This window comes from Bradyrhizobium manausense (assembly GCF_018129685.1).
Classification (GTDB): domain Bacteria; phylum Pseudomonadota; class Alphaproteobacteria; order Rhizobiales; family Xanthobacteraceae; genus Bradyrhizobium; species Bradyrhizobium manausense_D.
Map to the genome: position 1 here is coordinate 23,722 of NZ_JAFCLG010000012.1, position 26,830 is coordinate 50,551.

The 26,830-nt window shown below is 63.1% G+C and carries 1 protein-coding gene; it reads left to right on the forward strand.

Annotated features, from left to right (window positions below; translation table 11 throughout):
- Window positions 1–198: 198 nt before the first annotated feature.
- The gene (locus JQ621_RS24440) at window positions 199–26,274 is read left to right on the forward strand and encodes a tandem-95 repeat protein (RefSeq protein WP_212237467.1); all 26,076 of its coding nucleotides are present in this window, start codon (window positions 199–201) and stop codon (window positions 26,272–26,274) included.
- The last annotated feature ends 556 nt before the right edge of the window (window positions 26,275–26,830 follow it).

The window sequence follows — 26,830 nt, forward strand, 5'->3', positions numbered from 1 at the left end:
GCTTGCTTGATTTTTGCGCTTGAGTCTGTGGGATGTTTCACTTTGTATCTGTCGTGTAATGATACTATGCTGTGTGTCACTGCGCCGAATTTGATTGCGTTCGCACTTTGAAGTCCTGATTGCGCATGATCTCTTGAAATTTCCGGCTCTCGTTTTCCCGGATCATGCCTGATCGCCCGTTGTTGGGTGGAGGCTGCTTTGAGAAGAAGTAATTCGCCGTCGTTTTTTTCAAGCCGTAAGAGCCGGAAGACCGGTGCGTCAAAGCAGGCGACGGGTCGTTCACATCCGAAGAAAACATCGGATGAAGATCATCTGTTCGTCATCGAGCCGATCGAGCCGAGGCTGCTCCTGTCGGCAGATATATCGCCTCTTGCCGGTATCGCCATCGTCGATGGATTGCACAAGCTCGCCGACGCCGCGAACACGCTTGATGCATCGGCTGCGCTCAACGTCAGTGCGCCGGTCGTCAACCGCACGCTGGGTCAGCTCGCCGCGCTAGGCGATCCGGTCGGGCAGATCCAGCTCGCGGCGTCCAACTATTTTGCCGGCAACAACACCGCGACCATCGACGGTCTGGCCAGCGCGCTCAAGGCCATCGATCCCGCGCATGTGACGACGTCCACCTCAGTCAACGGCAATGTCGATCTCGTCAGCGTCACGCTGACGTCCAACACGACCGCGGGTCTCGTCTTCGATTTGAGCGCAACAGCTGGCGGCCACACATTCTCAGGCCCAAGCGGCCAGAACGGCAGCGAGACGCTGGACAGCCACGCTACCACGCTGATCTTCGGTGCGGACACGTCGACCAATTCTTTCTTGTTGAAGAGTGCCGACCTCGGCTCGAATGTCGAGGTGAAGGCGAGCCAGATTGCGGGCCATGTCGTCGTGGACGGCGCCGCGGCCTCGGCAACGAGTGGTTCCGCCGACGTCGTCGCCAACGTCTCGGCCCATATCGCCGATCCGTTAGGCGGCACCCTGACGGCAGCACAGCTCGCCGCCGTCACGACGCAAAACGTGACGACGCTGGCCCAGACCAGTGTGAGCGGTGCGGCCTCGCTCGATGCCCATATCAGTCCTGCCGATCTTACCGTGCCGCATGCCGTGTCGATGCATTGGGACAATGTCGGGCAACCCACGGTCGGGACGTTTTCGTCGACGGCCATTGGTGCACAAAAGATCCAGTCGGGATCGGGCCAGGCGCCGACAGCCTCGCTTCTGTTCGGAGAGATCAACACTGCGATCGATGCGGCTGCCAACGCGCTGAATACGGTCGCCTCGGGCCTCAAGGCCGCGTCGGTCCTCGGAAGCGATCTGCCGTTCGTCGGCAACAACCTGACCAATCTCGACCTGCTCGGTCCCGCGATCAACCAGCTCGGCAATCTGAAGAACACGCTGCAACAGGATTTCGCGGACAACACGGTGCTGCTCACCAAGATCAAGAGCGACATCGTGGCGCTGCTGTCCACGGCAGGCCTGCTGCCGGATTCGACGCCGGCGAACGACGTCAATCTCTATTATGTCGAGAACGGCAACACGCTGGCGGTGACGAACGCGACCAGCGACAATCTCACCCAGGTGAGCCAGCTCGAGCTCGATCTCAAGCTCGGCAAGACCGTGACGAGTTCGACTGCCGTCGGCGCAAATCTCGGCCTTCCCGGTCTCGGTCTCACCGTGAACCCGGGCTCGACCATCAACGGCTCGGTGGGATGGACGTTCAATTTCGGCATCGGGTTCTCGGCCAGCAACTATTACGTCGTGAGCGGAGATTCGAGCAACAACGGCTCACCCCTCAATTTGAACGTCAGCTACACGCTGGGCGACGGGTTCGGCGCCATTGGCAAGATGGGCTTCCTGGAAGCACTGCTCACCGAGAAGTCCGGACCCAACCACACCGGGCTGAGCGGCACGATCGGTCTGGCTCTCGGTGGGTCCGGTTCGGGAGCCGCGCTCAACCATGGCACGGAGATCGACGGCAGCAATGCCGGGTCCGTGACGGTCACGCCCACTTTCGCGCTGAGCGCGCATTCGAATCTCGGGCTGGCCTTCGGCGGCGCGTTCCAGAAGGATTCGAACGGCAATTACGTCGACAAGAGCGCCTTCCCGAGCCTGAAAGGCGATTTTCAGTTCGATTGGAATATCAACGCGGGTTCGCTGGCAAACGCGACCACGCCGACGGTCGGCATCAACAATATCGGCCTCGACGTCGGCGGCGCGATCACGAGCTTCCTGCTGCCGGTCATCAAGCCGTTCTACGATGCGACCCACGGGATGAAGGATGTCATCGACTTCCTGACCTCGCCGGTGCCGATCATCGCCGATTTCCTCAAGCTGGGATTGCTGCCCGACTTTGCGATCAAGCAGTTCCTGCCGACCTATACCAGCGGCGAAACGCTGGATTGGCTGCATTTCAGCCTCGACATGTTGGTGGATCAGGGCAGTTCGATCTCTGCGGATGAGGCGAGGGCGATCGCGCCGATCGCCGAGGCGGTCTTTTCGATCATCAAGCAACTGGATGGCTTCTATTCCGACGGACAAGCCACGGCCGGCATGGGACTGGTCATTTCGCTGGGCAATCTGAACTTCAGCACCAAGGACCTCCGCCTGCCGCAGGTCAATGTGCACAGTGATGCTGATCTCGCCAATCTCGGCAACGCCGTCGGCAACTTCGCTGGTCTGGGCAGTGGCGCGGGCGGTGATCTCAATGTCGATGCGACCATCAAGAGTCTGGGCAATCTCATTCCCAAGGGGCCGGTGGCTGACTTGGTCAATGGCGCCGCCGAAATCGCCAAGGTGGCGCAGGATGCCTACGGCGCAATCAACGATGCCACCAATGCGCTCAACGATGCCATCTCAGCGGTGCCGGGCGCCGACAACGACCCGAAGATCACGCAGCGTTCGCGTGCGGACGTCCAGTTTCCGTTCTTCGACGATCCCTCCAGCATCCTGGGGCTGCTGTTCGGACAGCAGGTCACGTTCGTCAATGTCGACCTCGGCTTTGGAGCCAGCGTGGCGTTCAAGCCGACGATCGCAGCGATCAGTTTCTTTGGCATCCTCACGGCCAGCCTGAACCTCGACGTCGCCATCGACGCCGACGTGGGCCTCAGTTTCGGCTACGACTCGACCGGGTTGCTCGAACTGCTCAACGGAGCGGATCCGTCGAAGTTGCTCGATGGAATCTACGTTGGCCCCGACCCGCTGCTGCCGGGGAGCAGTGACGTCTTGAAACTGGACGCGAAATTCGGTCTGGGCATCAATGCGTCGGTACTGTCCGGGCTCGCGAGTGTCGGCCTGGAGGGCGGCCTGAAACTCAACTTCGACGCCGCCCTGACGGCGTCAACGCCGCAAAACCCGCGGGTTCACTATCCGCTGATCGTCGGAAGCCCGACGAACGAAGATCTCGGGCAAATCGGTCCGCTATCGCTCACGGCAGACGGTTATGCCTATCTCGATTTCGTCTACAGCTCGTTCTGGGGGCTCGGCCCGTCGGGTACCGACAATATCACCGACCTGCCGATCTTCCATTATCCATCCGTCAAGCCGCAGGATCTGGGACCGCTCGGCCTGTACGATTCCCACAGCGGGGGTCTCAGTCTCTACATGGGCGGCCAGTCGGTACTGCGCACAAAGGCGCTGGCCAAGCTTGGCGTCCCGGCCGACGATTCGCAGTCCAACAGTCAGAGTGCCGCCGACATCCTCAAGGCGGAGAGCGAAACCTACGACATCTATATCAACGGTGATAATACCGTCAGGATCGAATACGTCGCCAGCGACGGCAAGACCTACACGCAAACCCCGAGCGGTGCGGTCGATACGATTACGGCGGATACCGGCTCCGGCAACGACATCATCCGCGTTCACAATCTTGCGCCCAATACGGTGAAGGTCAATTTCACCGCTTCCGGAACCAGCGTTCTCTATGATCCCAATGCCACGACCGGTCCAAACGGTCAGAAGCTGACATACGCCAAGGACGCCAACGGCAATCTGATCAAGGACGCCAACGGCAATCCGGAGCTCCTCGACGCCAACGGGAATGTGGTGCCGCCGGGGCCCGCCGGGCCGTTGACGCCAGTCGGTGGCAGCGCCCATTTCGAGTCCGGCGGCGGCTCCGCCGTTCTGACCGGTGCCGATGGCAACGACACGCTGATCGGTGGCCCGTCGGCCGACGTCATCAAGGGCGGCGCCGGCAACGACACCATCATCAGCAACGGCGGCAACGACTTCATCGATGGCGGTGACGGCAACGACACGATCACGGCCGGTGCCGGAAACCAGATGATTTTTGGCGGCAATGGCGACGATCTGATCATAGCCGGTGGCCCGGGCACCTCGACCTATGACGGCGGCGCCGGCAACAATACCGTCGACTACAGCGCCCAGACCGCGGGCATCAATTTCAACCAGCTGACGGGCGTTGCGACCGGCGTCAGCATCGGCACCGAGACCGTCTCGAATTTCCACACCATCATCGGCACCAATTTCAGCGACAACATCACGGCCGACAATCTCGGCGACGTGATCAAGGGCCTTGCAGGCAACGACACGCTGACCGGCGGGACCGGCAACGACACCATCATCGGTGGTGACGGCAACAACATGATCGACGGTCGGGCCGGCGACGACGTGCTATCGAGCGGGCTCGGCGCCTCGACGCTACTCGGCGGCGATGGCAATGACCGGATCACCGGCGGTTCGGGCGGCGACACCATCGACGGCGGCATCGGCGACGACATCATCGTCGGCGCGAGCCCGACCAACCCCGCTTACACCGGAAACCACATCACCGGTGGCGACGGCAACGACAACATCACCGGCGGCAACGGTCACGATTTCATCTACGGCAATGCCGGCAACGACATCATCCACGGCGGCGACGGCGGTTCCTATATCGACGGCGGCACCGGCGACAACCAGATCTATGCCGGCGCGGGCGCCGATACGATTCTGGCGGCCGACGGCACCAACCTGATCTATGGCGGCGGTTCCGGCGACACGATCACGGTGGGCAATGGCCAGAACACCATCTACGGCAACGACGGCGACGACATCATCGTGGCCGGCAACGGACCAAATTACATCGACGGCGGCGCCGGCAATGACAAGATCACCGCCGGCAAGGGTAACAACGTCATTTACGGCGGCGTCGGCGACGACATTATTCAGGTCGGAGACGGCCAGAACACGATCTATGGCGGCGACGGCAACGACACCATCACGGCTGGAAACGGCAACAACATCCTGATCGATGGCGGGGCCAATAACGACCATATCGTGGTGGGCAATGGCAACAACGCCCTGATCACCGGCGGCGATGGCGACGACTACATTTTTGCGGGCGACGGCATCAACAGGATCCTTGGCGGCACCGGTAACGATACGATCATCGCCGGCAATGGCGGCAATTACGTCGATGGCGGCACGGGCGACGATGTCATCCAGACCGGCTCTGGTGCCGACGTCATTTACGGCGGCGATGGCAACGATCAGATCAACGCCGGCGACGGCAAGAATCTGGTCGATGGCGGCACGGGCAACGACACCATCACCACCGGTTCCGGTGACGACATCATCTTTGGCGGGGCAGGCGACGACATCATCGTCGCCGGCGACGGCCACAATGTGATCGATGCCGGCAGCGGCAACAACACCGTCACCGGCGGCGCCAGCGTCGATCAGATCGTGGCAGGCGATGGCGCCAACAGCATCGACGGCGGAGGCGGCAACGATACGATCACTGTCGGTGGCGGCAACAATACGATCACCGGCGGTTCCGGCGACGACAATATCCGCGCCGGCAATGGCAACAACACCATCCATGGCGGCGACGGCAACGATACGATCGTCACGGGATCCGGCACCAATCTGATCTTCGGCGATGCCGGCAACGATTGGATCGACGGCGGGGCCGGGCAGGTCACCGTGTCGGGCGGTGACGGTAACGACACCATCTATGGTGGAGCTCGCGGCGGCCTGCTGATGGGCGATGCCGGCGATGATACGATCGTGGCGTCGACGGGAACCAACCTCATCATCGGCGGCGATGGCAACGACAAGATCACCGGCGGCGCCGGCACGGACACGATCTATGGCGGGCTCGGCGACAACGTCCTGAGCGCGACCCGGGGCAGCGACACGATCTATGGCGACAATGCGGGCCTCGCCTTCTCGCTTTCCTCCACCGGAGTCCTCACGACCACGTCGGCCGCGCCGAGCGGCGCGGTCAGCAACGATCGCAACATCATTCGGGGCGGCAGCGGGACAGACCGTCTCTACGGCGGCGCCGGCAGCGACACGATCATCGGCGGCTCCGGCACGAAGCTGATTGTCGGCGGCGGCCTTGCGACCTACATCCAGGGCGGCAGCGGCGCCGGTGTTACCATCAACGGCGGCAATGGCGGCGACACCATCATCGGTTCGGACGGCGGCGGCGACATCATCCAGGGCGGATCGGGCGCCGATCGCATCGAGCTGCGCGGTTCGGGCAACTCCGTCAATGGCGGAGCGGGTGACGACGTCATCATCGGCGGCGCGGGCAACGATGTGCTCGAAGGCGGCGCGGGCAATGATCTGCTCACGAGCTCCGCGAGCTCCGATACACTGTATGGCTATGCCGCCAATCCCGCCGGTGACGATCACGCTACGGACCGGCTGTTTCCGAACGGGACGGTCTCGGGCGATTCGCTGTCGTTGCCGACGCCGGTTGCCGCGACGCCATCAGTGGCGTTGCCGAGCGATCCGGTGCCGCAGGGCTGGTGGAGCGCTCTCGCCGGGCCGAACGGCATCGCGTTGGGCGGTCCCAACGGCAATGCCTCGTCACCGTCGATCGCAGCCGACGCGACTGGACCGTGGCTCGCCTGGACCGAGATCAACAATGGAGTGACGGGGATTTACGTCGCGCACGACGTCGGCGGCAGCTGGCAGAGTGTCGCGGGCAGCACGACCGGCAGCGGTCTCGCGCTGGCTGGGACCTCAGCGTCCGATCCGTCGATCGCCATCGTCGGCGGCCGGCCGGTGGTTGCATGGACAGCGATCAGTGCGGCCGGCTCGAGCATCGAGGCTGCAGCTTACGACTCCAGCGCAAATGGTGGAGCGGGGGCCTGGGTCGGCCTCGGGACCTCCGACACGGCGGCTGGATTGAGTGGTATCGGCGTGGTCGACAATGCCCATGTGCTGGCGACCAGCACCGGGCCGGTGGTGGTCTGGCGCGATCTGTCGGGCGCAACGCCGCATCTCTACGCCAAGCGGTTCGACGGGGCCAATTGGGTCGAGCTCGGCGCCGGTTCGGCATCGGGCAACGGTATTGCCGGCACGCTGGCGGTGCCGTCCGACTACGCTGTCGCCAGCGATGGCACGCGCATTGCGGCCGCGTTCAGCGTGGCGACGCCGATCGGAAGCGCGTTGCAGGTGTTCGAATATTCCGGCGCGAGCTGGCAGGCGCTGGCGTCGCCGAACGCGGCCGATACGCCGACGGATTCGAGCTCCAGCACCTTGCCGAGCCTTGCCTATCAGGGCGGCAAGCTCTTCCTGGCGTGGACGCAGCACGACCAGTCGACCGGTTATCTGCCGCGCATTTTCGTGAAGTCGGAAAGTGCCGGCGTGTGGACGCCTGCGGGCGCAGGCGCTGCATCGGGAAGCGGCGTCGCTGCGGGCGATACCTATGCTGGACAGCCGCTGCTGGTCGGCTCGGGATCGACGCTGCGCCTGGTCTGGACCGCGACGGTGGATACGGCCTCGAGGGAGGCCAATTATCTCCATACGCTATCCTGGAACGGGACCGCGTTCGCGGCCGATCGGCCGAGCGACATCGCCGGCACCGGCATTGGCCAGCTTGCCGCGCCTGCGCGCAGCGCGTCGCTTGCGCTTGATCCCTCCGGCCGCCCCTATCTCGCCACGGATACGACCGGCATCGACGGGGTGACCGTACGTGCCGGGCTCACCAGCGCGGCGCACGTCTTCGTCGCGGATTCCCAGACTTCGATTGCATCGATCCTCGGCAACGGCACCATCGCTGCCGGCGATCTGATCCTGGTGACGGCCACGACGACCGATACCGACCTGACGCTGGGCGCCGCTGCGGCGGGCATCGTCATCGCCGGCCAGGACGGCGTCGTATTCGCCCATGGCATCACCATCAACGGCGCCACCGGCATCACGATCCGCAATCTCGACATTGCCGGTCCTGTCACGGTCACAAGCACCGCACAGGTGAAGTTCGCCGAGAACACGTTCCGCTCGACCGTCACGCTCAACCAGGCGACGGCGCTGTTGATGCGCGACAACCGTCTCCTGGCCGCGACCACCGGCCTTGTCGTCAGCGGTGCTTCGCAAGGCTCCATCCACGACAACAGCTTTGCCGGCTCCGCGACGGCGCTGGCGATCAATGCCAGCTTCAGCGGCCTGATCTCCGCCAACGACATCACCGCGACCAACACCGCCGTGGCCTATGCCGCCGGCGCCGCGCTGGCGGGCAATCGCATCCACGGCGCCACGGTTGGCGTGGCGACCTCGGTGCTCGATCCGAACAGCCTGTTCGGCGCCTTTGCCGGCTCCGGCTCCAACGACATCTTCCAGAACACGACCGGCGTCGTGCTGACCAACGCGCAGATCATCGGTCAGCACATCTTCAGCAACACGATCGGCCTCTCCGGCAGCGGCACCATCGGCGGCGCCGTTGCGGCCGATGTCAACCTGATCAACTACAACCAGACCGGCATCTCCGGTTTTACGGGCCTCGTGCGCTTCGACCGCATCGAGAGCAATGGAATCGGCATCGCAGCCAGCAACGGACTGCGTATCTTCGACAGTCAGTTCATCGCGAATTCAACCGCAGCGATCCAGGCCTCCGGCGTCGGCAATGTCGAGATTGCAGGAAATACGATCCATGGGCTCGCCGGGGACGGCGTCCGTCTGGTCAACTCGGCCTACAATGTCGAGCTGATCTCCAACATCATCTGGACCGACAGCGGCATCGGCATCAACGTCTCCAACAACAGCCAGGCCGGGTTCTGGAGCGACTACAACACGCTGTTCGCGACCGGAAGCGGCCAGATCGCGTACTGGACCAAGGGCTTCAAGGACATCCTGGATTGGCAGGATGACGTTGCCCGCTTCGATCTGCATTCGGACGGCGTCACCATCGTCCATCCGGGCTGGGCCGAGCCGCATTTCGCGCCCGACGCGCTCGGCTTCCTGACGACACGGCCGCTCGTCGCCGGACAACGGCTGTCGGATCCCACGGCCGACGGCGGCGACCCCGCCGGAACGTTCATCGGCTACAAGGGGGTCGCCAATCTTCTTGGCAACGGCGATTTCGAGAACGGTCTGACCGGCTGGACGGTGACCGCGGGCGGCTCGACGATCACCACGGGTCTTGCCGCGTGGAGCGGCCAGTCGACCTTCCAGTCCGGCCCGGCGGCCAACGCGGTCGCGCAGCAGAATGTCGATCTCGTCGCCGCGGGATATTCCGCGAACGACATCGATTCCGGCTCGCTGAAGCTGGCTTTCGGCGGCCGTGTCGCGCCGCTGACGTCATCGGTTTCGGCGCAGATATCGATCGTGTTCCGCGACGGCGCCAATAACGCGATCGGGGATGCGGTGGTGGTGCCTGCCGGCACCGACCTCGGTCGCTGGCTTCGCGTCTTCAGCACCGTCTACATTCCGGCCGGGGCCCGCACCGCGCAATTCCTGTTCGGCGTCAGCAAGAGCGACGGTAGCCAGGGTGCTCTGCTCGATGCGGCCTATCTTGCGGTCGTGCCGCGCGGCGCCGGCCAGGATCAGGGCGTGCGCACGATCGCGGACAATCTGCCCGGCGACTCCACGCTCGGCCGCCTCGCGCTGCGCTCGCCGGACCTCTACGCCGACCTCACCGTCAACAAGCCCTTGTTCATCACCTGGGACAGCTACGGCGCGGCGGCCAACAACCCGGTCAAGATCGAGTTGTGGCAGGACGGGCCGAACGGACCGCAGTTCCTGGCGACCATCGCAGCATCCACGCCCGATACCGGTCGCTTCGCCTGGACCCCGAGCGACAGCGGCCTCGCCGCCGGCACCCACGGACTGCGCATCCAGATTGCCAGCGTCGCCCATCCGACCATCTACGATCGCTCGACCGAAACCTTCACGGTGCCGGAGGCCGGAACGACCTACTACGTGGATGCCAACAACGGCGCCAACCGCAACGACGGCAAGGTCGCGAACGCCGCGAAGGCAAGCCCTGTCAATCTGTTCCGCACCTACGACATCGGCGCGGGTTCGGTGGTCAATATCGCTGCGGGCGACTATGCGCTGATCGACACCTTGCAGCTCAGCGGCATCACCGACCACGGCTTCGGCCTCGATACCGGCTTCACGATCAACGGCGCGTCGAACGGCATTTCGCGGCTGTTCCCGGCCATTCCGGGCGCGACGCCACAAGCCCTGATCGATCTCACCGGCGCCTCCTTTGTCTCGCTGAACCATCTGACCCTGCAAGGCGGCATCGATGCGGTGCGGACCAGTGCCGGTTCCGACAGCTTCTCCGCATCGTATCTGACGGCCACCGGCCAATCCGGCGATGCCTTCAGCATCACCACCAATTCGCCCACCGGATCGCTGTCGCATCTGAGCGCCAGCGGCGCTGGCGGTGCCGGGCTCAATTTCAGCGGCACGCTCGCGTCAATCACCTTCTTCAACGGCACCAACGACCATGATGGCATCATTGCCAATGGCAGCGTCGGGCAGATCTCGGATTCGACGATCTCGGGAAGCGGGACCTTCGGATACGGTCTCTACCTGACATTGACCGGGTCTTCGAAGGTCGAGGCAAACCTCATCGCGGGGACCTATTACGGCGTCAGGCTCAGCGGCGCCGGCATCGTGTTCGGCAATGCCGATCTGTCCCTGAACCGCGGCAATGTCATCACGGGCAGCACGAACGAGGCCCTGTTTGCGGACTACGCAACGGTCGTCGGCAACAGCATTCACGACAATTCCGGGCCCTATTATCAGGCGTCGGTCACGCTGCGCTATTCCGCCTCCGCCACCGACAATCTGATCTACGCCAACCAGAACGGCGTCGAGATCGACAGCAATCTGCTGTTCTCCGGCAACCGCGTGTTCGACAATGCCGGCTTTGGCCTGCTGGTCTCCGGGAACACCGGCAACATCCGCCAGAACGTGTTCTACTCCAACGGCGTCAGCATCCAGGTCAACAGCGGCTCCGGCACGCTGATCAGCAACAACGTCATCTACGGCGACAAATTCGCCGGCGTCCGCCTGTTCAACGCCACCGGCGCGTCTGTTCTCAACAACACGTTTTACGAACCAACGGCCGGGACGATCTCGGATCCGTCGAATCCCAACTACGGCAGCGCGGCCATCTCGCTGGATGGAGCGTCGAGCGGAACCAGCCTCACCAACAATATCATCGTAGCGCTTGCCGGCATCGGGATCAGGGTCTCGGACGCCAGCCAGTCGGGCTTCGTGTCCGATTACAACCTGTTCCAGACAGGGGCCGGCGGACGGATCGGCAGCTGGCTCGGCGCCGATCGCAGCAGTTTGAGCCAATGGCGCGCCGCGACGACGCGTGACGTTCGCTCGCGTGCCGGCGATCCCCTGTTTGTCTCGCCCACCGGCGCCGACGGGCAACTTGGCTACGTCTCTTTTGCGGTCAATGGCAGCGACGACGACTTCCACGTCCAGAGCGCGCAGGGCAGCTATCATGGCGGCTCGCTGTCGGTGGTCGTGGGTGCCAACGGCTTGCCGCAGTTGACGACCGCGCAACTGACGAACGACGCGCAGACCTCACCCGCCATCGATAGCGGCAATCCCGCGACGCCGATCGGCGCTGAAACCGCGCCGAACGGCGGCATTGTGGAAGTCGGGGCCTATGGCGGAACGGCGCAAGCTTCGCTCAGTCCGGCAACGTTCATTACCGTCACCTCCCCGGATGGCGGTGAAACGTTGACTCAGGGAACCACGGTTCAGATTACCTGGAATTCCTTCAACATCACGGGCAACGTCGACGTTTCCGTCTCCAAGGACGGCGTGAATTTCACGACGTTGGCGGCCGGCATCACCAATAGTGGCAATTATTCATGGACCATCGACGCGGCGACCTTTTCACCGGCGTCGACTTACGTCATCAAGGTGGCGTCGTCGACGACGCCGGCAACCTTCGATGTTTCCAACGGCACGTTCAGCATCGCAGGACCTGTCAAGGTTTACTATGTCAACGATGCTTCGACCGCCGGCGACCAGTACACCACGGCGCCCGGCGACGACGCCAATGACGGCAAGTCGGCTGCAACGCCGATGGCGACGCTGTCGGCCTTGTTGGCGAAATATACACTCGGCGCCGGCGACGTCGTCGACGTCGATACCGGCGTCTACAAGCTCACCAACAACATTGTGTTCACGGCCGCTGATTCCGGCACGGGTGATCTGACGTCGCAACGGTTGACCATTCAGGGGCCGACCAATGGCGGTGTAGCGACCTTCGATCGGCAGTCGAAATCGACATCCACATTCGATGCCTTCGAGTTCAATGGCGCAAGTTACGTCACGCTGGCGAATTTGCGCATCGTCGGCGGCGCGGCGGGAGTCGTTGCCGACGACAACGCCGGTAGCAAGGGGCTGACCATCACCTCTTCGGTGATCGATGGCAATTCCGCCGGCATCTATATCGGAGCCGGCGACGACCACTTCACGCTGACCGACTCAACCATCAGCAACAGCCAGAGCTACGGGGTAGAGGTCTCTCACGCCGCCAACGCGCAAATTCTGAATTCGTCGATCACGTTGCCCGTCTCCGGAAGCTTCACCCGCGGCGTGTTCCTGAGTTACGCGGATAATTCCGTGGTTCGGAACGACGTCTTCGATGGCAGCAACAGCTATGCGCCGTTGTTGCTGGAGGCCGACTGGTCCAACAACGTGCTCTTCGACCACGTGACCGCGTCCAGATCGAACTATTACAACATCTATCTCTACCGCTCGACCGGAATCGTTCAGAACAGCACGATCGACGCCACTGGCAGCTCGTTCGGCATTGAGGTCGGAGGCTATCAAGGCACTGCATCCGCGATCGGCAACACGGTCTACGGTGAAAACGGCGGTAACGCGTATGAAGCTGCCATCACGGTCGACGACGGCGGCTATGCCGCCAACAATGTCGTCTACAACAGCAATCTCGGTTTCCGGGTTAACGCCACCGGCATCGCCGAAAACAACCGCGTTTTTGACAGCAAGATCGGGATTTACGATCTCGGTTCGACTGTCCGCAACAACAAGGTCTACGACAACGTCACCGGCATCATTGCGGAAGGCTCCGGCAACACCGTCACGAACAATTTCGTCTACGACAACACCACGGCCGGAGTGCAGATCGGACTTTACTACAACTCTCCGCAGGGCAATGCCATTCTCAACAATACGATCGTGCAGACGCAGGGAACTGCACTGAATCTGCGCACGAATACCGGTAACACCGACATCCGTAGCAACATCATCTCGCTGCAGAACGCGGTTGGCATCGTCGGCCCGGACAGCGCGCAAGCCGGCTTCAATAGCGACTACAACCTCTGGAATCTGCAGGCCGGCGCGACGCTGGCGACGTGGAGCGGCCAGACCATCGCGACGCTGCGCGATTGGAAGACAAAGATCGGCTTCGACCACCACAGCCTCAACGGCGATCCGGCCTTCGTCAACGCGGCCGGCGCCGACGGCATCCGGGGCGCGGTGGCCGGTGTCGACCATGGTGCGGACGACGATTTCTCGCTGCAGACGAACTCCCCGGCGATCAACCGGGGCGATCTGACACAGACGTTCTTCAAGGAGCCGCTCGGTGCCGGCGGCAATGGCGACCGGCGCGATATCGGCGCCACCGGCGGAACCGCAAGCGCCAATATCGGTCCGGCGCAAACCGTCCAGTTGCTGGGCTCGACCGGCGACGAACGCTTCCAGGTCGGACGGCAGACCACGCTGTCGTTCCGCTCGACCGGGCTGAGCGGAGAAGATCCGGTCCTGTTCATCAACTCGGTCGGCGGCGCCGTGTCGGGCAGCGAAAGCTGGAACAACTGGATTGCCGATTCCTACCGGACGACCAGCGCCTCCAATTACAACACCACGACCGCGATCGATCCGAATGGTCTGGATGTGCCGCAAGCGATCCTCCAGAACATGCTGGTGGCCAATTACAGCGGCGTGCCCGACATCAAGTACCAGATCCCGCTCCTGGACGGCTCCTACCACGTCACGCTGATCTTTGCCGACAATCAGTCGACGGCCGCCGGCCAGCGTACCTTTGACATCAAGGCCAACGGCACGACGTTTGCCTCCGCCTTCGACGTGTTCAAGTCGGCGGGTGCGGCCAACAAGGCGACAAGCTACAGCTTCGATGTCAGCACCTCGGCCGGCACCGGCCTGCTCCTCGATCTGGCTTCGAAGGTCAACTACGCAATCCTGTCGGGAATCCAGATCAGCCGGATCGTGCCGGTTGCGAAGCCGTGGACGGCCGCGCTCGATGTGTCCACCGACAATGGCAATACCTGGAGCAGCATTGCGAGCGGCCTGACGCTGGACCGGTTCGGCGCGGGCACCTTCAACTGGACGCCGACGACGGCAACCAGCGGCTTCGCCGGCCTGCTGCGCGTGACCGCCACCGACGGCACCAGCACGGTCACGAACACATCGGCTGCGCCGTTCATGGTCGCCCCGGCCGGCAACACCTACTACGTCAACGACGGTTCGACCGCGGGCGATGTCTATACGACGGCGGTCGGCAACGACGCCAATTCCGGCAAGACCGCCGCCGATCCGATGGCGAGTCTCGCCGCTCTGCTGAATGTCTACCAGCTCAAGGCTGGCGACACGGTCTACGTCGACAGCGGCACTTACAACATTCCGACCCAGATCGTGCTCAACGCGCAGGATTCGGGCGTGGCTGGCACTCCGGTGCGCATCGTCGGTGCCGGCAACGGACTGAGCGTGTTCGATCGCGGCTCGACCGCGTCTGGCACCGCCGTGTTCCGTTTCTCCGGCGGACACGACATCTCGCTCGAAGGATTGACGCTCAAGCGCGGCGAGACCACCGTCGACATCACGAGTCCGGGAAATGTGGATGTCACGCTGAAGAACGATGACATCTCCGGCTATTCCAGCATCGGCATCAATGTCGGCGCCGGTAACAGCGGCTTTACGCTGACGGGATCGAAGATCCACGACGTCAGCCTCGGCAGCACCTATGGCGTCTACATCTACAACGGCAGCAATGATCTGCTAACCGGCAATACCTTTGCAAATCTCGCCACTACCTATCCGTATGCCTATGGCCTTGACGTCAACAGCAGCCTTGGCGGCATTACGATCAGCGGCAACACATTCACCAATGTCGGCTATGCCATCACCGCGACGGTGGGATATCTCGCCACGCCTGTGACGGCGGTGACGATCACCTCCAACGTCATATCGGGCGGCAATCAGGGCATCTATCTCAGCGACAACTATGGCATCAGCCTGGTTCAGGGTAACACCATCACCGGCACGTCCGGCTTCGGAATTGACGGCGACGGTCCACGCACCCGGGTCGACCATAACGAAACCGGCAACGACACGATCGGAATCGAGCTCAGCGGTAACGCTGTTGCGACCAACAACAACGTCCATGACAATTCGAATACCGGCATTCAGGGGGTGGGGAGCAACGGCGCATCGGCGTCCGGCAACCTGGTCAAGAACAACGGCATCGGAATCGGTCAGATCATCTACACGCTCTCCAACAACATCCTGGTCGGGAACGCCATCGGCGTCGACGTTGCCGGCTACCAGTCGATCCTCAAAAATACGTTCGACCAGACCGGCGGCATCGCGATCCGCTTCCGCCAGAATTCGACGTCGTATACCTACGATATCGAGAACAACATTTTCCGCCTGTCCGGCGGCACCGTGTTCGACGCCGATGCCGTGCATCAGACCGGCATCACCAGCGACTGGAACCTGTTCTCGCTCTCGGGGGCGGCGACCCTGGCGAACTGGGCGGGATTGACGGTTCCCGATTTCAACGCCTGGCGCTTCGGCACCGGCTATGACGCACATTCGCTCAGCGCCGATCCGCTGTTCACCGATGCGGCCAACGGCAATTACAAGCTTCAGGCCGGCTCGCCGGGAATTGACCGCGGCAATCCGCTGTCGCGGTTCGACAACGAGCCGGGCAACAATGGCGGACGCATCAACCTCGGCTACGAGGGCAATACCGCCAGTGCCACCCAGAGCGGCGCGCAGACGGTGCAGGTGCTATCGCCCGACGGCTACGAGAAGCTTCAGCAGGGCGTGCCGACCACGATTACCTTCCGCACGGATGGCATCGTCGGCACGCGGCCGATCCTCGCGATCAACGACGGTGGCTCGACCGTTGCCGGATCGAACCCGGGGACCAACTGGTTCGGCGTGACGACGCTGTCGGGCGCTTACAACACGACCACCACCCAGGCGATCGACACATCGGGCTCGCCACTGGCCGGCCCTGCCGCGCTCTATCAGTCGGAGATCTACAACCCCAACTACAATGCCGGCGCGAAATTGACGCAAGCCGTGGCGATCGCGGACGGCACCTACACGGTCAATCTTCACTTCGTCGAATATAGTGCGCTCGCCGCCAACAATCCGCGCAAGTTCGACATCCGGATCAATGGCGTTCTTGTCGCCACGGATTTCAATATCCAGGCTCTGGCCGGCAACCAGATTGACAAGGCTGTGGTGGCAAGCTTCCAGGTGACGGCGAGCGGCGGCACCGGCATTACCATCGAGCTCACCAACAAGATCGCGGGCAATCCCGCCACGCTCGCCGGTATCGAGATCGAGCAGGCGACGCCGAGCACGGCCGTGCAGACCGCCAAGGTCGAGGTGTCGCCCGACAATGGCCAGACCTGGCAATTGGTGGCCGACAATGTCGCGCTCGACAGGCTTGGGAACGGTTCGGTCGCCTGGACGCCCGACTTCATCACCAGCGGCAACACCGCGCTGGTGCGTGTCACGGCCGGCGGCGTCAGTGCCGTTTCGGACCGCAGCTTCCTCGTCGCCAACAGCGGCCACGATTACTTCATCAACGACGCCTCCACGGTCGGCGACGAATATACCAGCGCGATCGGCAACGATCTCAATTCCGGCAAGACGCCGGATGCGCCAATGGCGAGCCTCGCCGCGCTGGTGCGCGCCTATGCGCTGGGACCCGGCGATACCGTGCACATCGACACGGGCTCGTACAAGCTGTTGTCGGACGTCGTGCTCGGCCAGGGCGACAGCGGCGACGCCGATGCGTCGGGTCATCGGCTGACGTTCCAGGGGCCGACCGGTCACGTCGCGACGATCGATCGTGCCAACGCCTATGGCTACAATTTCGACTTCACCGGCGCCGACTATGTCACGCTCGCCAATCTGTCGCTGACGGGCGGCAATATCGGCGTCCTTGTAACAACGAATGCCGCCAGCAACGGCATCCGCCTCTCGCACCTCGATATCTCGTCTTCGGCCGCCTACGGGATCTACGCCGGCTCCGGGAATACCGGCATCGCGATCGATTCCGTGCGGGTGTTCGGCGCACCCGTCAACGCTACCCCGACCGGCATATTGGTCGCGGAAACCGGCTCGATCACGAACAGCGAGGTGTTCGGACAGAGCGTTGGCATCGAACTCTATTATGGCTCCGGCGTGCTCGCGGACAGCAACAGCGTCCATGACAACCGCACCTACGGCATTCTGGCGTATGGCCTGTCCGGAACTGGCGCCGCGACCAGCGTGGTGTCCAACAATCGCGTGTTCAACAACGCCACTCAGGGCAGTTACTACGGAATCTATGGAAGCGGCCCCAATCTGACCATCTCGGGCAACCATGTGTTCGGCCAGACCACCAGCGGCGACGCCGGCATATTCGTCAATTCCTCGGCCCTGGCGACGGGCAACGACGTCTACGGCAATTACGACGGCATCTCGAGCTACGACATCACCAGCATCATTCGCGGCAACCGGATCTTCTCGAATACGAACAACGGCATCACGGTCGGTTATTACGGCGGGACGATCATCGGCAATCGCATCTACTCGAACAAGACGGGCATCAAGTCCAGCCTCTATGGCGGCTCCGTCGATATCGAGGAAAACCTGATCTACGCCAACACCACGTCGGGCGTTGACCTGGCCGCCGGCAACGGCAGCAAGCTGATCAGCAATACGATCTGGCAATCCGTAGGCACCGCAGTGAAGCTGTCGGGTTCGGCGTCCAATTTCAACATGAGCGACGATATCGTCTGGGGTGATCTCGGCGCGATGATTTCGGTCGCTGCCGATAGCCAGACTGGTTTCAAGGCGACGAACAATCTGTACTGGCGCGGCAGCAGCAGCGCGGCGACGCTGGTCGCCTGGGGTGCGACGAATTATTCCACTCTCGCCGCCTGGCAAGCGGGTGTCCCGACGCTCAATTCCGGCAGCCTGGAGGGCGATCCGAAATTCATCGACATCAACGGCGCCGACAACGTGCTGGGCGGTCTGGATACGGCGCTCGGCGGCGGCGCAGACGACAATTTCACGCCTGGCAAATTCTCGCCGGCGATCGATTCCGGCAATGCCTTCGTCACCGGAACGACGGATTTCCTGGGACAGACGAGACATGATGATCCGGCCGTTGCCAATACCGGTACGGGCCCGGCGGTCTATGACGAGACGTCGGGCGGAGCGAGCGTGCTCGCCGCCGGAACCGCCGTTAGCCCGATCAACTACTACGCGGCGTCCTACGCCACCATCAATCTGCCGTTCGCCTTCAACTTCTACGGCAAGTCCTATTCGACGATCTACGCTTCGCCGGCCGGGTTCATTGCGTTTACCCCGAGCGTCGCGGGCGGCGATGCCTATACGCCGAGCCTTGCGACGCTGAAGGCCAACGCGATGATCGCGCCGTTCTGGGCCGCGATGGACAATCGTTTCGGCACGGGCAACATCTACGTGGAATCCGCCGCCGATCACGTCACTATTCGCTTCGTATCGGAAGCGTTCGCCGGACCAGGGGCCACCTTGTCCCAGGTATCCGTGCGGCTCGGTGCCGACGGCAGCGTCCGGTTCGACTATGGCGGCAACCTCAACGGATTTACCCCCGTCATTGGCCTGTCGTCCGGCAACGGCGCCGACTACGCGGTCGCCTCCATCAGCGGCCGCACCGATCTGAACAACGCCAATGCCGTGATCCTGACGCCGAACCAGGCCGAGGGACGCGTCTACTACGATATCGGGGCGATCGAATTCCAGGGCGCATCCTCCGACGTCATACCGCCGACCATCCTGTCCGGGGCTAACCTTCCGGCCGAGGGCGCCTCGACCGATGCCGTGTTCACGTCGGTCAATCTGAACTTCAGCGAAACGCTGGACGTCACCAGCGCCAACAGCAACGCCAATTTCCAGCTCGTCGAAGCCGGAGCCGATGGAAAATTCGACACGCCGGACGACAGGATCGTCGCCATCGTGCCGTCCTATGCTTCCGCCTCCAAGATCGTGCAGCTGACACTGTCGGACGGCCCTCTTTCCGACGGCTTCTATCGCCTGACCGTGAGCAAGGCCTCCGGTCTGCTCGATTCCGCCGGCAACGCGCTGGATGGTGACAGTGACGGCACGGCGGGCGGCGCATTCGTCCGCACCTTCCACATCGACCGCAGCGCCAATCATGCGCCGGTGGTGCTCGACGCGACCGCGAGCGTCGCCAACGACCAGACGCTGGCAGTGACGCTGCACGCCACCGACGCCGACAACGATCCGATCAATTTTGCCATCGTCACGGCGCCCAAGCACGGCACGATCCAGAATTTCGATCCGGTCGCCGGTACTTTCACCTACGTGCCGAATTACGGTTATGTCGGCAGCGACACGATCCGCTACGCCGCCAATGATACGAAGCTTGGTCACAGCGAGGCCAACCTTGTCATCGGTGTAACGGCTGTGAATCACGCGCCGATCGCATCGGACGTGTCGGCAAATGCCATCGCCGGCCAACCACTCACCGTCGTGCTGCAGGGCTCCGACCTCGAGACGGCTGCAAATCAGCTCACCCTTTTGATCCTGACCCAGCCCGCGCACGGCACGGTGTCGATCACGGGCCAGAACACGGTCAGCTACACCGCGGCAGCCGCCTACCAGGGGTCCGACAGCTTCACCTATGCGTGGCGCGACAACGGCGCGCCCGCCGGCAGCTCCAGCAATGTCCTGACCAGCCAGCCGGCGACGGTCTCGTTGACCGTTGCCAAGATCAGCCACGCGCCGGCGACCGCTTCGACCGCCGTCTCGCTGGTCGAGAACGCCAGCTACACCTTCAAGATTGCCGACTTCCCGTTCTCCGACCCCAACGACAGCCCAGCCAATTCGATCAAGGCGGTTGTCGTCGTCAGCCTGCCGTCGGCGGGTGTCCTCACCAACAACGGTGTCGCCGTCAGCGCAGGGCAGTCGGTGCTTGCCGCCGATATCGCAGCCGGAAAGCTCGTTTTCACGCCGGCAACGGGCGGATTCGGCGCGGGCTATGCGAGCTTCAATTTCGAGGTTCAGGATGACGGAGGCACCGCCAACGGGGGGCTGGATACATCTGCTTCTGCAACCGCCACGCTCAACGTCGCGCGCATCAACAATGCACCGACGACGTCTTCGTTTGCGGTACAGCTCTTCCAGAACGGTCAGAAAGTCTTCAGCAGCGCGGACTTCCCGTTTGGAGATCCCAACGACGTGCCGGCCGACGGTCTCAAGGCCGTCGTCATCACGACGCTGCCCGGCGCAGGTTCGCTCACACTGGCCGGCAACGCCGTTGCTGCAAACCAGGTGATCAGCAAGGCAGATCTCGATGCCGGCAAATTTGTCTACACCCCGGGCGCAGGTTCGGGCGCGCCCTATGCGAGCTTCGGTTTCGAAGTGGAGGACACCGGCGGCACGGCCAATGGCGGACACGATACGTCCACCGCGGCCACGGTGACGGTATCGGTCGGTGCGATCAACAACGCGCCGGTCACCTCGGACGTGACGGTCTCGACCAACGAGGGCGCGGCCTACGTCTTCAAGACGACGGACTTCGCATTCAGCGATCCGAACGACACGCCGGCGAATGCGCTGAAGTCGGTGCTGATCACCAGCCTGCCGTCGCTGGGCACCTTGACCCTCAACGGCACGGCCGTCACTGCTTCGCAGGCGATCCTGGCCACCGACATCGCAGCCGGCAAGCTGGTCTACACGCCGGGCGCAGGCTCGGGCGCCTCTTATGCCAGCTTCGGCTTCGAGGTGGTGGATACCGGCGGCACGGCCAATGGCGGACACGATACGTCCACAGCGGCCACGGTGACGGTATCGGTCGGTGCGATCAACCACGCGCCGGTCACCTCGGACGTGACGGTCTCGACCAACGAGGGCGCGGCCTACGTCTTCAAGACGACGGACTTCGCCTTCAGCGATCCCAACGACACGCCGGCCAACGCGCTGCAGTCGGTGCTGATCACCAGCCTGCCGACGCTGGGCACCTTGAGCTTCAACGGTACGGCCGTGGTCGCTTCGCAGGCGATCCTGGCCAGCGACATCGCGGCCGGCAAGCTGGTTTACACGCCGGGCGCAGGCTCGGGCGCCTCCTATGCGAGTTTCGGCTTCGAGGTGGTGGATACCGGCGGCACGGCGAATGGCGGCCACGATACGTCCGCGGCGGCCAAGGTGACGGTCTCGGTCAGCGCGATCAACCACGCGCCGGTCACCTCGGACGTGACGGTGTCGACCAACGAGGGCGCGGCCTACGTCTTCAAGACGACGGACTTCGCGTTCAGCGATCCCAACGACACGCCGGCCAATGCACTGAAGTCGGTGCTGATCACCAGCGTGCCGACGCTGGGCACGCTCAGCCTCGGCAACACGGCCGTCACTGCTTCGCAGGCGATCTTGGCCAGCGACATCGCCGCCGGTAAGCTGGTCTATACACCGGGCACAGGCTCGGGCGCTTCCTATGCGAGCTTCGGCTTCGAGGTGGTGGATACTGGCGGCACCGCCAATGGCGGGCACGATACGTCCACCGCGGCCACGGTGACGGTGTCGGTCAGCGCGATCAACCACGCGCCGGTTACCTCAGACGTGATCGTGTCAACCAGCGAGGGCGCGGCCTACGTCTTCAAGACGACGGACTTCGCATTCAGCGATCCGAACGACACGCCGGCCAACGCGCTGCAGTCGGTGCTGATCACCAGCCTGCCGACGCTAGGCACCTTGAGCTTCAACGGTACGGCCGTGGTCGCTTCGCAGGCGATCCTGGCCAGCGATATCGCGGCCGGCAAGCTGATCTACACGCCTGGCGCAGGCTCGGGTGTGGCCTATGCGAGCTTCGGCTTCGAGGTGGTGGATACCGGCGGCACGGCGAATGGCGGCCACGATACGTCCGCGGCGGCCAAGGTGACGGTATCGGTCAGCGCGATCAACCACGCGCCGGTCACCTCCGATGTGACGGTGTCGACCAACCAGGGCATGTCCTACGTCTTCAAGACGACGGACTTCGCGTTCAGCGATCCCAACGACACGCCGGCCAATGCACTGAAGTCGGTGCTGATCACCAGCGTGCCGACGCTGGGCACGCTCAGCCTCGGCAACACGGCCGTGACCGCTTCGCAGGCGATCCTGGCCAGCGACATCGCGGCAGGAAAGCTGGTCTATACACCGGGCACAGGCTCGGGTGCGGCCTATGCGAGCTTCGGCTTCGAGGTGGTGGATACCGGCGGCACCGCCAATGGCGGGCACGATACGTCCACCGCGGCCACGGTGACGGTGTCTGTCAGCGCGATCAACCACGCGCCGGTCACCTCCGATGTGACGGTGTCGACCAACCAGGGCACGTCCTACGTCTTCAAGACGGCGGACTTCGCCTTCAGCGATCCCAACGACACGCCGGCCAATGCACTGAAGTCGGTGCTGATCACCAGCCTGCCGACGCTGGGCACGCTCAGCCTCGGCAACACGGCCGTGACCGCTTCGCAGGCGATTTTGGCCAGCGATATCGCCGCCGGTAAGCTGATCTACGCGCCGGGTGCAGGCTCGGGTGCGCCCTATGCGAGCTTCGGCTTCGAAGTTGTGGACACCGGCGGCACCGCCAATGGCGGGCATGACACGTCCGCGGCGGCCAAGGTCACGGTCTCGGTGATCGCATCGGCACCTGCGCCTGTCGCCAAGGACGACACGTTCAACATTGCCAGTTCGATGACGATCGATGCAACGCGGCTGCTCAGCAACGATACGACAGGGGACCCAACCCTGCTGGTGCTGACCAACACGCTCAATCCCACCCATGGGACGGTGACCTACGACGGGGCTACGCACATTCTTTCGTTTGTCGCCGATGCGGGCTATGCGGGCACGGCGGGCTTCGATTATCAGGTTCAATATGCCTCGGGCAGCGCGAGCGCGCAGGCGCACGTCACGATCAACGTGGTGCCGCCGACGGTGGTGACACTGGTGGCCGGGACGGTCCGGCTTCCCAGCCAGCCGGTTGGGCAGGCGATGACGGTTCCATTCGACGACCTGCTGGCAAACGTCTTCCAGTCGACGAACGTGACGCTGACGGTCGCTTCGGCCGATCAGCCCAAGAACGGCACCGTTGCGCTCGATCCGGTGGCCCGGACGGTGACGTTCACCCCCAATGCCGGCTTTACCGGCGACGCCAGTTTCCGGTTCGGTGCATCCGACGGCAATCACTACAGCTTTGGGACTGCGATCGTTCGGTTCGGGACCGCCGCAACGACCCATGCGCCGGTCGCCAATGGCGATACCTACAACTATCAGTTCGGCGACAAGATCATTCTGCCGGTCAGTTCGCTGCTGGCCAACGATACCGATGCCGACCATATCATACCGACGATCACTGGCGTCTCCGGCGCCATTGGTGGGGGCGTCGCCTTCGACAGTTCGCATGGGCTAATTCAGTTCACGCCCTCTGGTGCCGGCGTCGCCGGCTTCAACTATGCGATCACGGACGGCGTCCACGCGGCTTCGGCTCACGTCACGCTGAATATCAAGGCGCCGCCACAAGCCCCTGTTGGCGTCATCGACAGCTTCACCACCAGGGAAGGTCAATCAATCGAGATTCCGTTCGCGTCGCTGTTGGCCAATGATGTCGACTTCGGCAACGCGCCGCTGAACTTCGTCAATGTGACGGGCGTCTCTGGAGGAAGCTACGCGGTCGATCTGCAGAAGAACGTCGTCCTGTTCACGCCAAATCCGAATTTCATCGGGCGCGCCTATTTCAACTACTCGATGACCGACGGCTCGTTGACGGGCAGTTCGACCGCCTTCGTGGTCGTGAGCCCGCTCGCGTCGGCGCCGATCGCCGTGAACGACAGTCTCGTCGGATTCAAGAACCAGCCGCTCGTCATCAACGCCTCGACGCTGCTCCTCAACGACAGCGACCCCAACAAGGGGACGCTGAGCCTTGCGTCCGTTGCCAACCCCGTCGGCGGCATCGTCGGGCTCTCGACCAACGGAAAGACCGTGACTTTCACGCCGACGACCGGCTTCACCGGAAACGCGGGCTTCGACTACACCGTCAGCAACGGACAATTGTCCTCGGTAGCCCACGTCAATGTCCTGATCGAAGAGAAGTCAGCTGCATCCCAGCTAGTCGATGATGACGTTGCCGGTGCGGAGAATACCTCGATCACGTTGACGGCGGCGCGTCTGTTCGCCAATGACATCGTGGCCAAGAATCAGAAGCTGACCCTGACGGGCGTATCCGACGTCCTGAATGGCTCCGCGGTCTTCGACGCCGCCAAGCAGACCATCACGTTCAAGCCGAGGACCGATTTCAACGATACGAACGGGCTGGCAAGCTTCGTCTATTCGGCGAGCGACGGCCTCACCACCATGACCGCGCGCGTCACCATCGACCTGGCTCCGCGCCATTCCGCGCCGGTGGTCAGCCAGGTGTCGTTCGACACGCTGGCCGGGCAGCCTGTCCAGATTCCCTTCGCCACGCTGCTCGCCACGGCGTCGTCTCCGGACGGTCTCGCGCTTCACATTGCCAATGTCCTCAATCCACATGGTGGCAAGATCAGTGTGGACTTCGACCAGCAGGTCGTCGTCTTTACCCCGTCGACCACCGCGGGAGTGGATTCGTTCTCCTATCTGGTGAGCGACGGCGTCTCGACGACGTCAGGCACGGCGACGGTCAATGCTTATCCCAAGGCGGTGGCGGATACGGTCACCACGTCCAGGAACCAGACGATCTCCATACCGGTCGCCGCACTCACGGCCAACGATGGTGGTTCGCTGACCTTGCCGATCGGGGCGGTCACGGCCGTCGGAAGCGCTGTCAACGGCAGCGTGGTCTTCGACCAGGTCAACGGCATCGTCCATTTCACCCCGAACCCGGGCTTCACCGGGAAGGCCAGCTTTGCCTACACGATCGGTTCCGGAGATCTGGCGTCGACTGCGGTGGTGACGGTAAACGTGACTGCGGTCGCGACGCCGCGCAACGTCGTCGGCGTCCCGGAAGTCATCACGAGGCCAGCGGCACAGATCATCACGATCTCTGCCGCCGAGCTGCTGGGGAACGCCTGGCAACCGGACGGCCGTCCGCTGAACCTCCAAGGCGTTCTGCAGGTCACGACCGGCAAGATGTCGTACAATGCCGCGACGGGCATGGTGACCATCGATTTCGGAGCCGCCAAGCCAAAGTCCCTGACGATCCTGTACGCCATTGGAGACGGCCGCACCGCCGCCCTCGTTCGATCCACGATTAAGCTGTCCGCGGTCGAGACGAAGGCATTGCCCCGAGCGGTCATCGAAGATGGCGACGAAGTCGAGCGACCGATCATTCTCGCCGCCGTAGAGGCGAGAGAATCGCCTTCCGTCGTCGACGCGGGCTCTGAGAGGGCGCGGTCCGTGGCAAGCGATGATGCTTCGCCAAACACCAATACAGGCAAAACTCCCTCCTTGCAGATTGCGTCGACGCAGGCTGCTTCGCCCAAGGAGATCGCCATCATGATGGGCGATCAGCCACGGCGGTCAGATATGCTGCAGGCTCTGTTCGCCGGCGGCATCCTGCTTCCGTTGATGGCAAAGCGAACGAGCATGGCTGGTTCTGCTGGCAAGCTCGAGGGCCGCAAGGTCCCGGTCGGTCCGTTGTGCACGTTCGACAGCGAGACTGATCGGCTGGTTCCGGAAGGCGTGAATGCAAATGCGGATCTGCCGTCAGTCGTCGGAAGCTCGGCAGAGGGCGACGACGACGGGTGGATCTACGTCAAGATGGATGCCGCAGAGTAGGTTCCGCCAAGCTTGTCATCGAAGCACGATTGAGATCAGGCGATTACGAGCCTTGCCACTCAGAGGATTGGCGCTTCCACGGCGGTGGCAACCGGTGCGCTCTGGCTGCCGTTACTGACGTCCCGGACGCTTCGAGCTGCGCGATCCAGGTCTAATGTGGTGCGGTTTTGCCGCATCGATGGTGTGCCTGCCTTCGTTACCTTTAAGGACGGCAGCCGGCGACGAAGACGATTGGACCTGACGCGGTCCCTCGGATTTGCGATGGGTGTGAGGACAGGGGCATCGCATCTCGATGCCGAATTCGAAGCTTCCCAGGATACTGACGATCGCGCCCATCACTGAAGCCGCGTAGGACTCGACGGTCACCGCCACCATCGCGACACCCCCCGCCAACGGGTGTTGAATCGACATCCGGTAGGAAATCCGAGGGTGGCAGGAGACGTCGCACTTCGATGAGACGAACCGGACTTCTTCCAAAGACACAGATGTCCGCCCACAACAAAGCGGAGAGCGGCCCCGCCGCCCTCGGCAGACTGTTTTTACCTTGGTTGGCTTA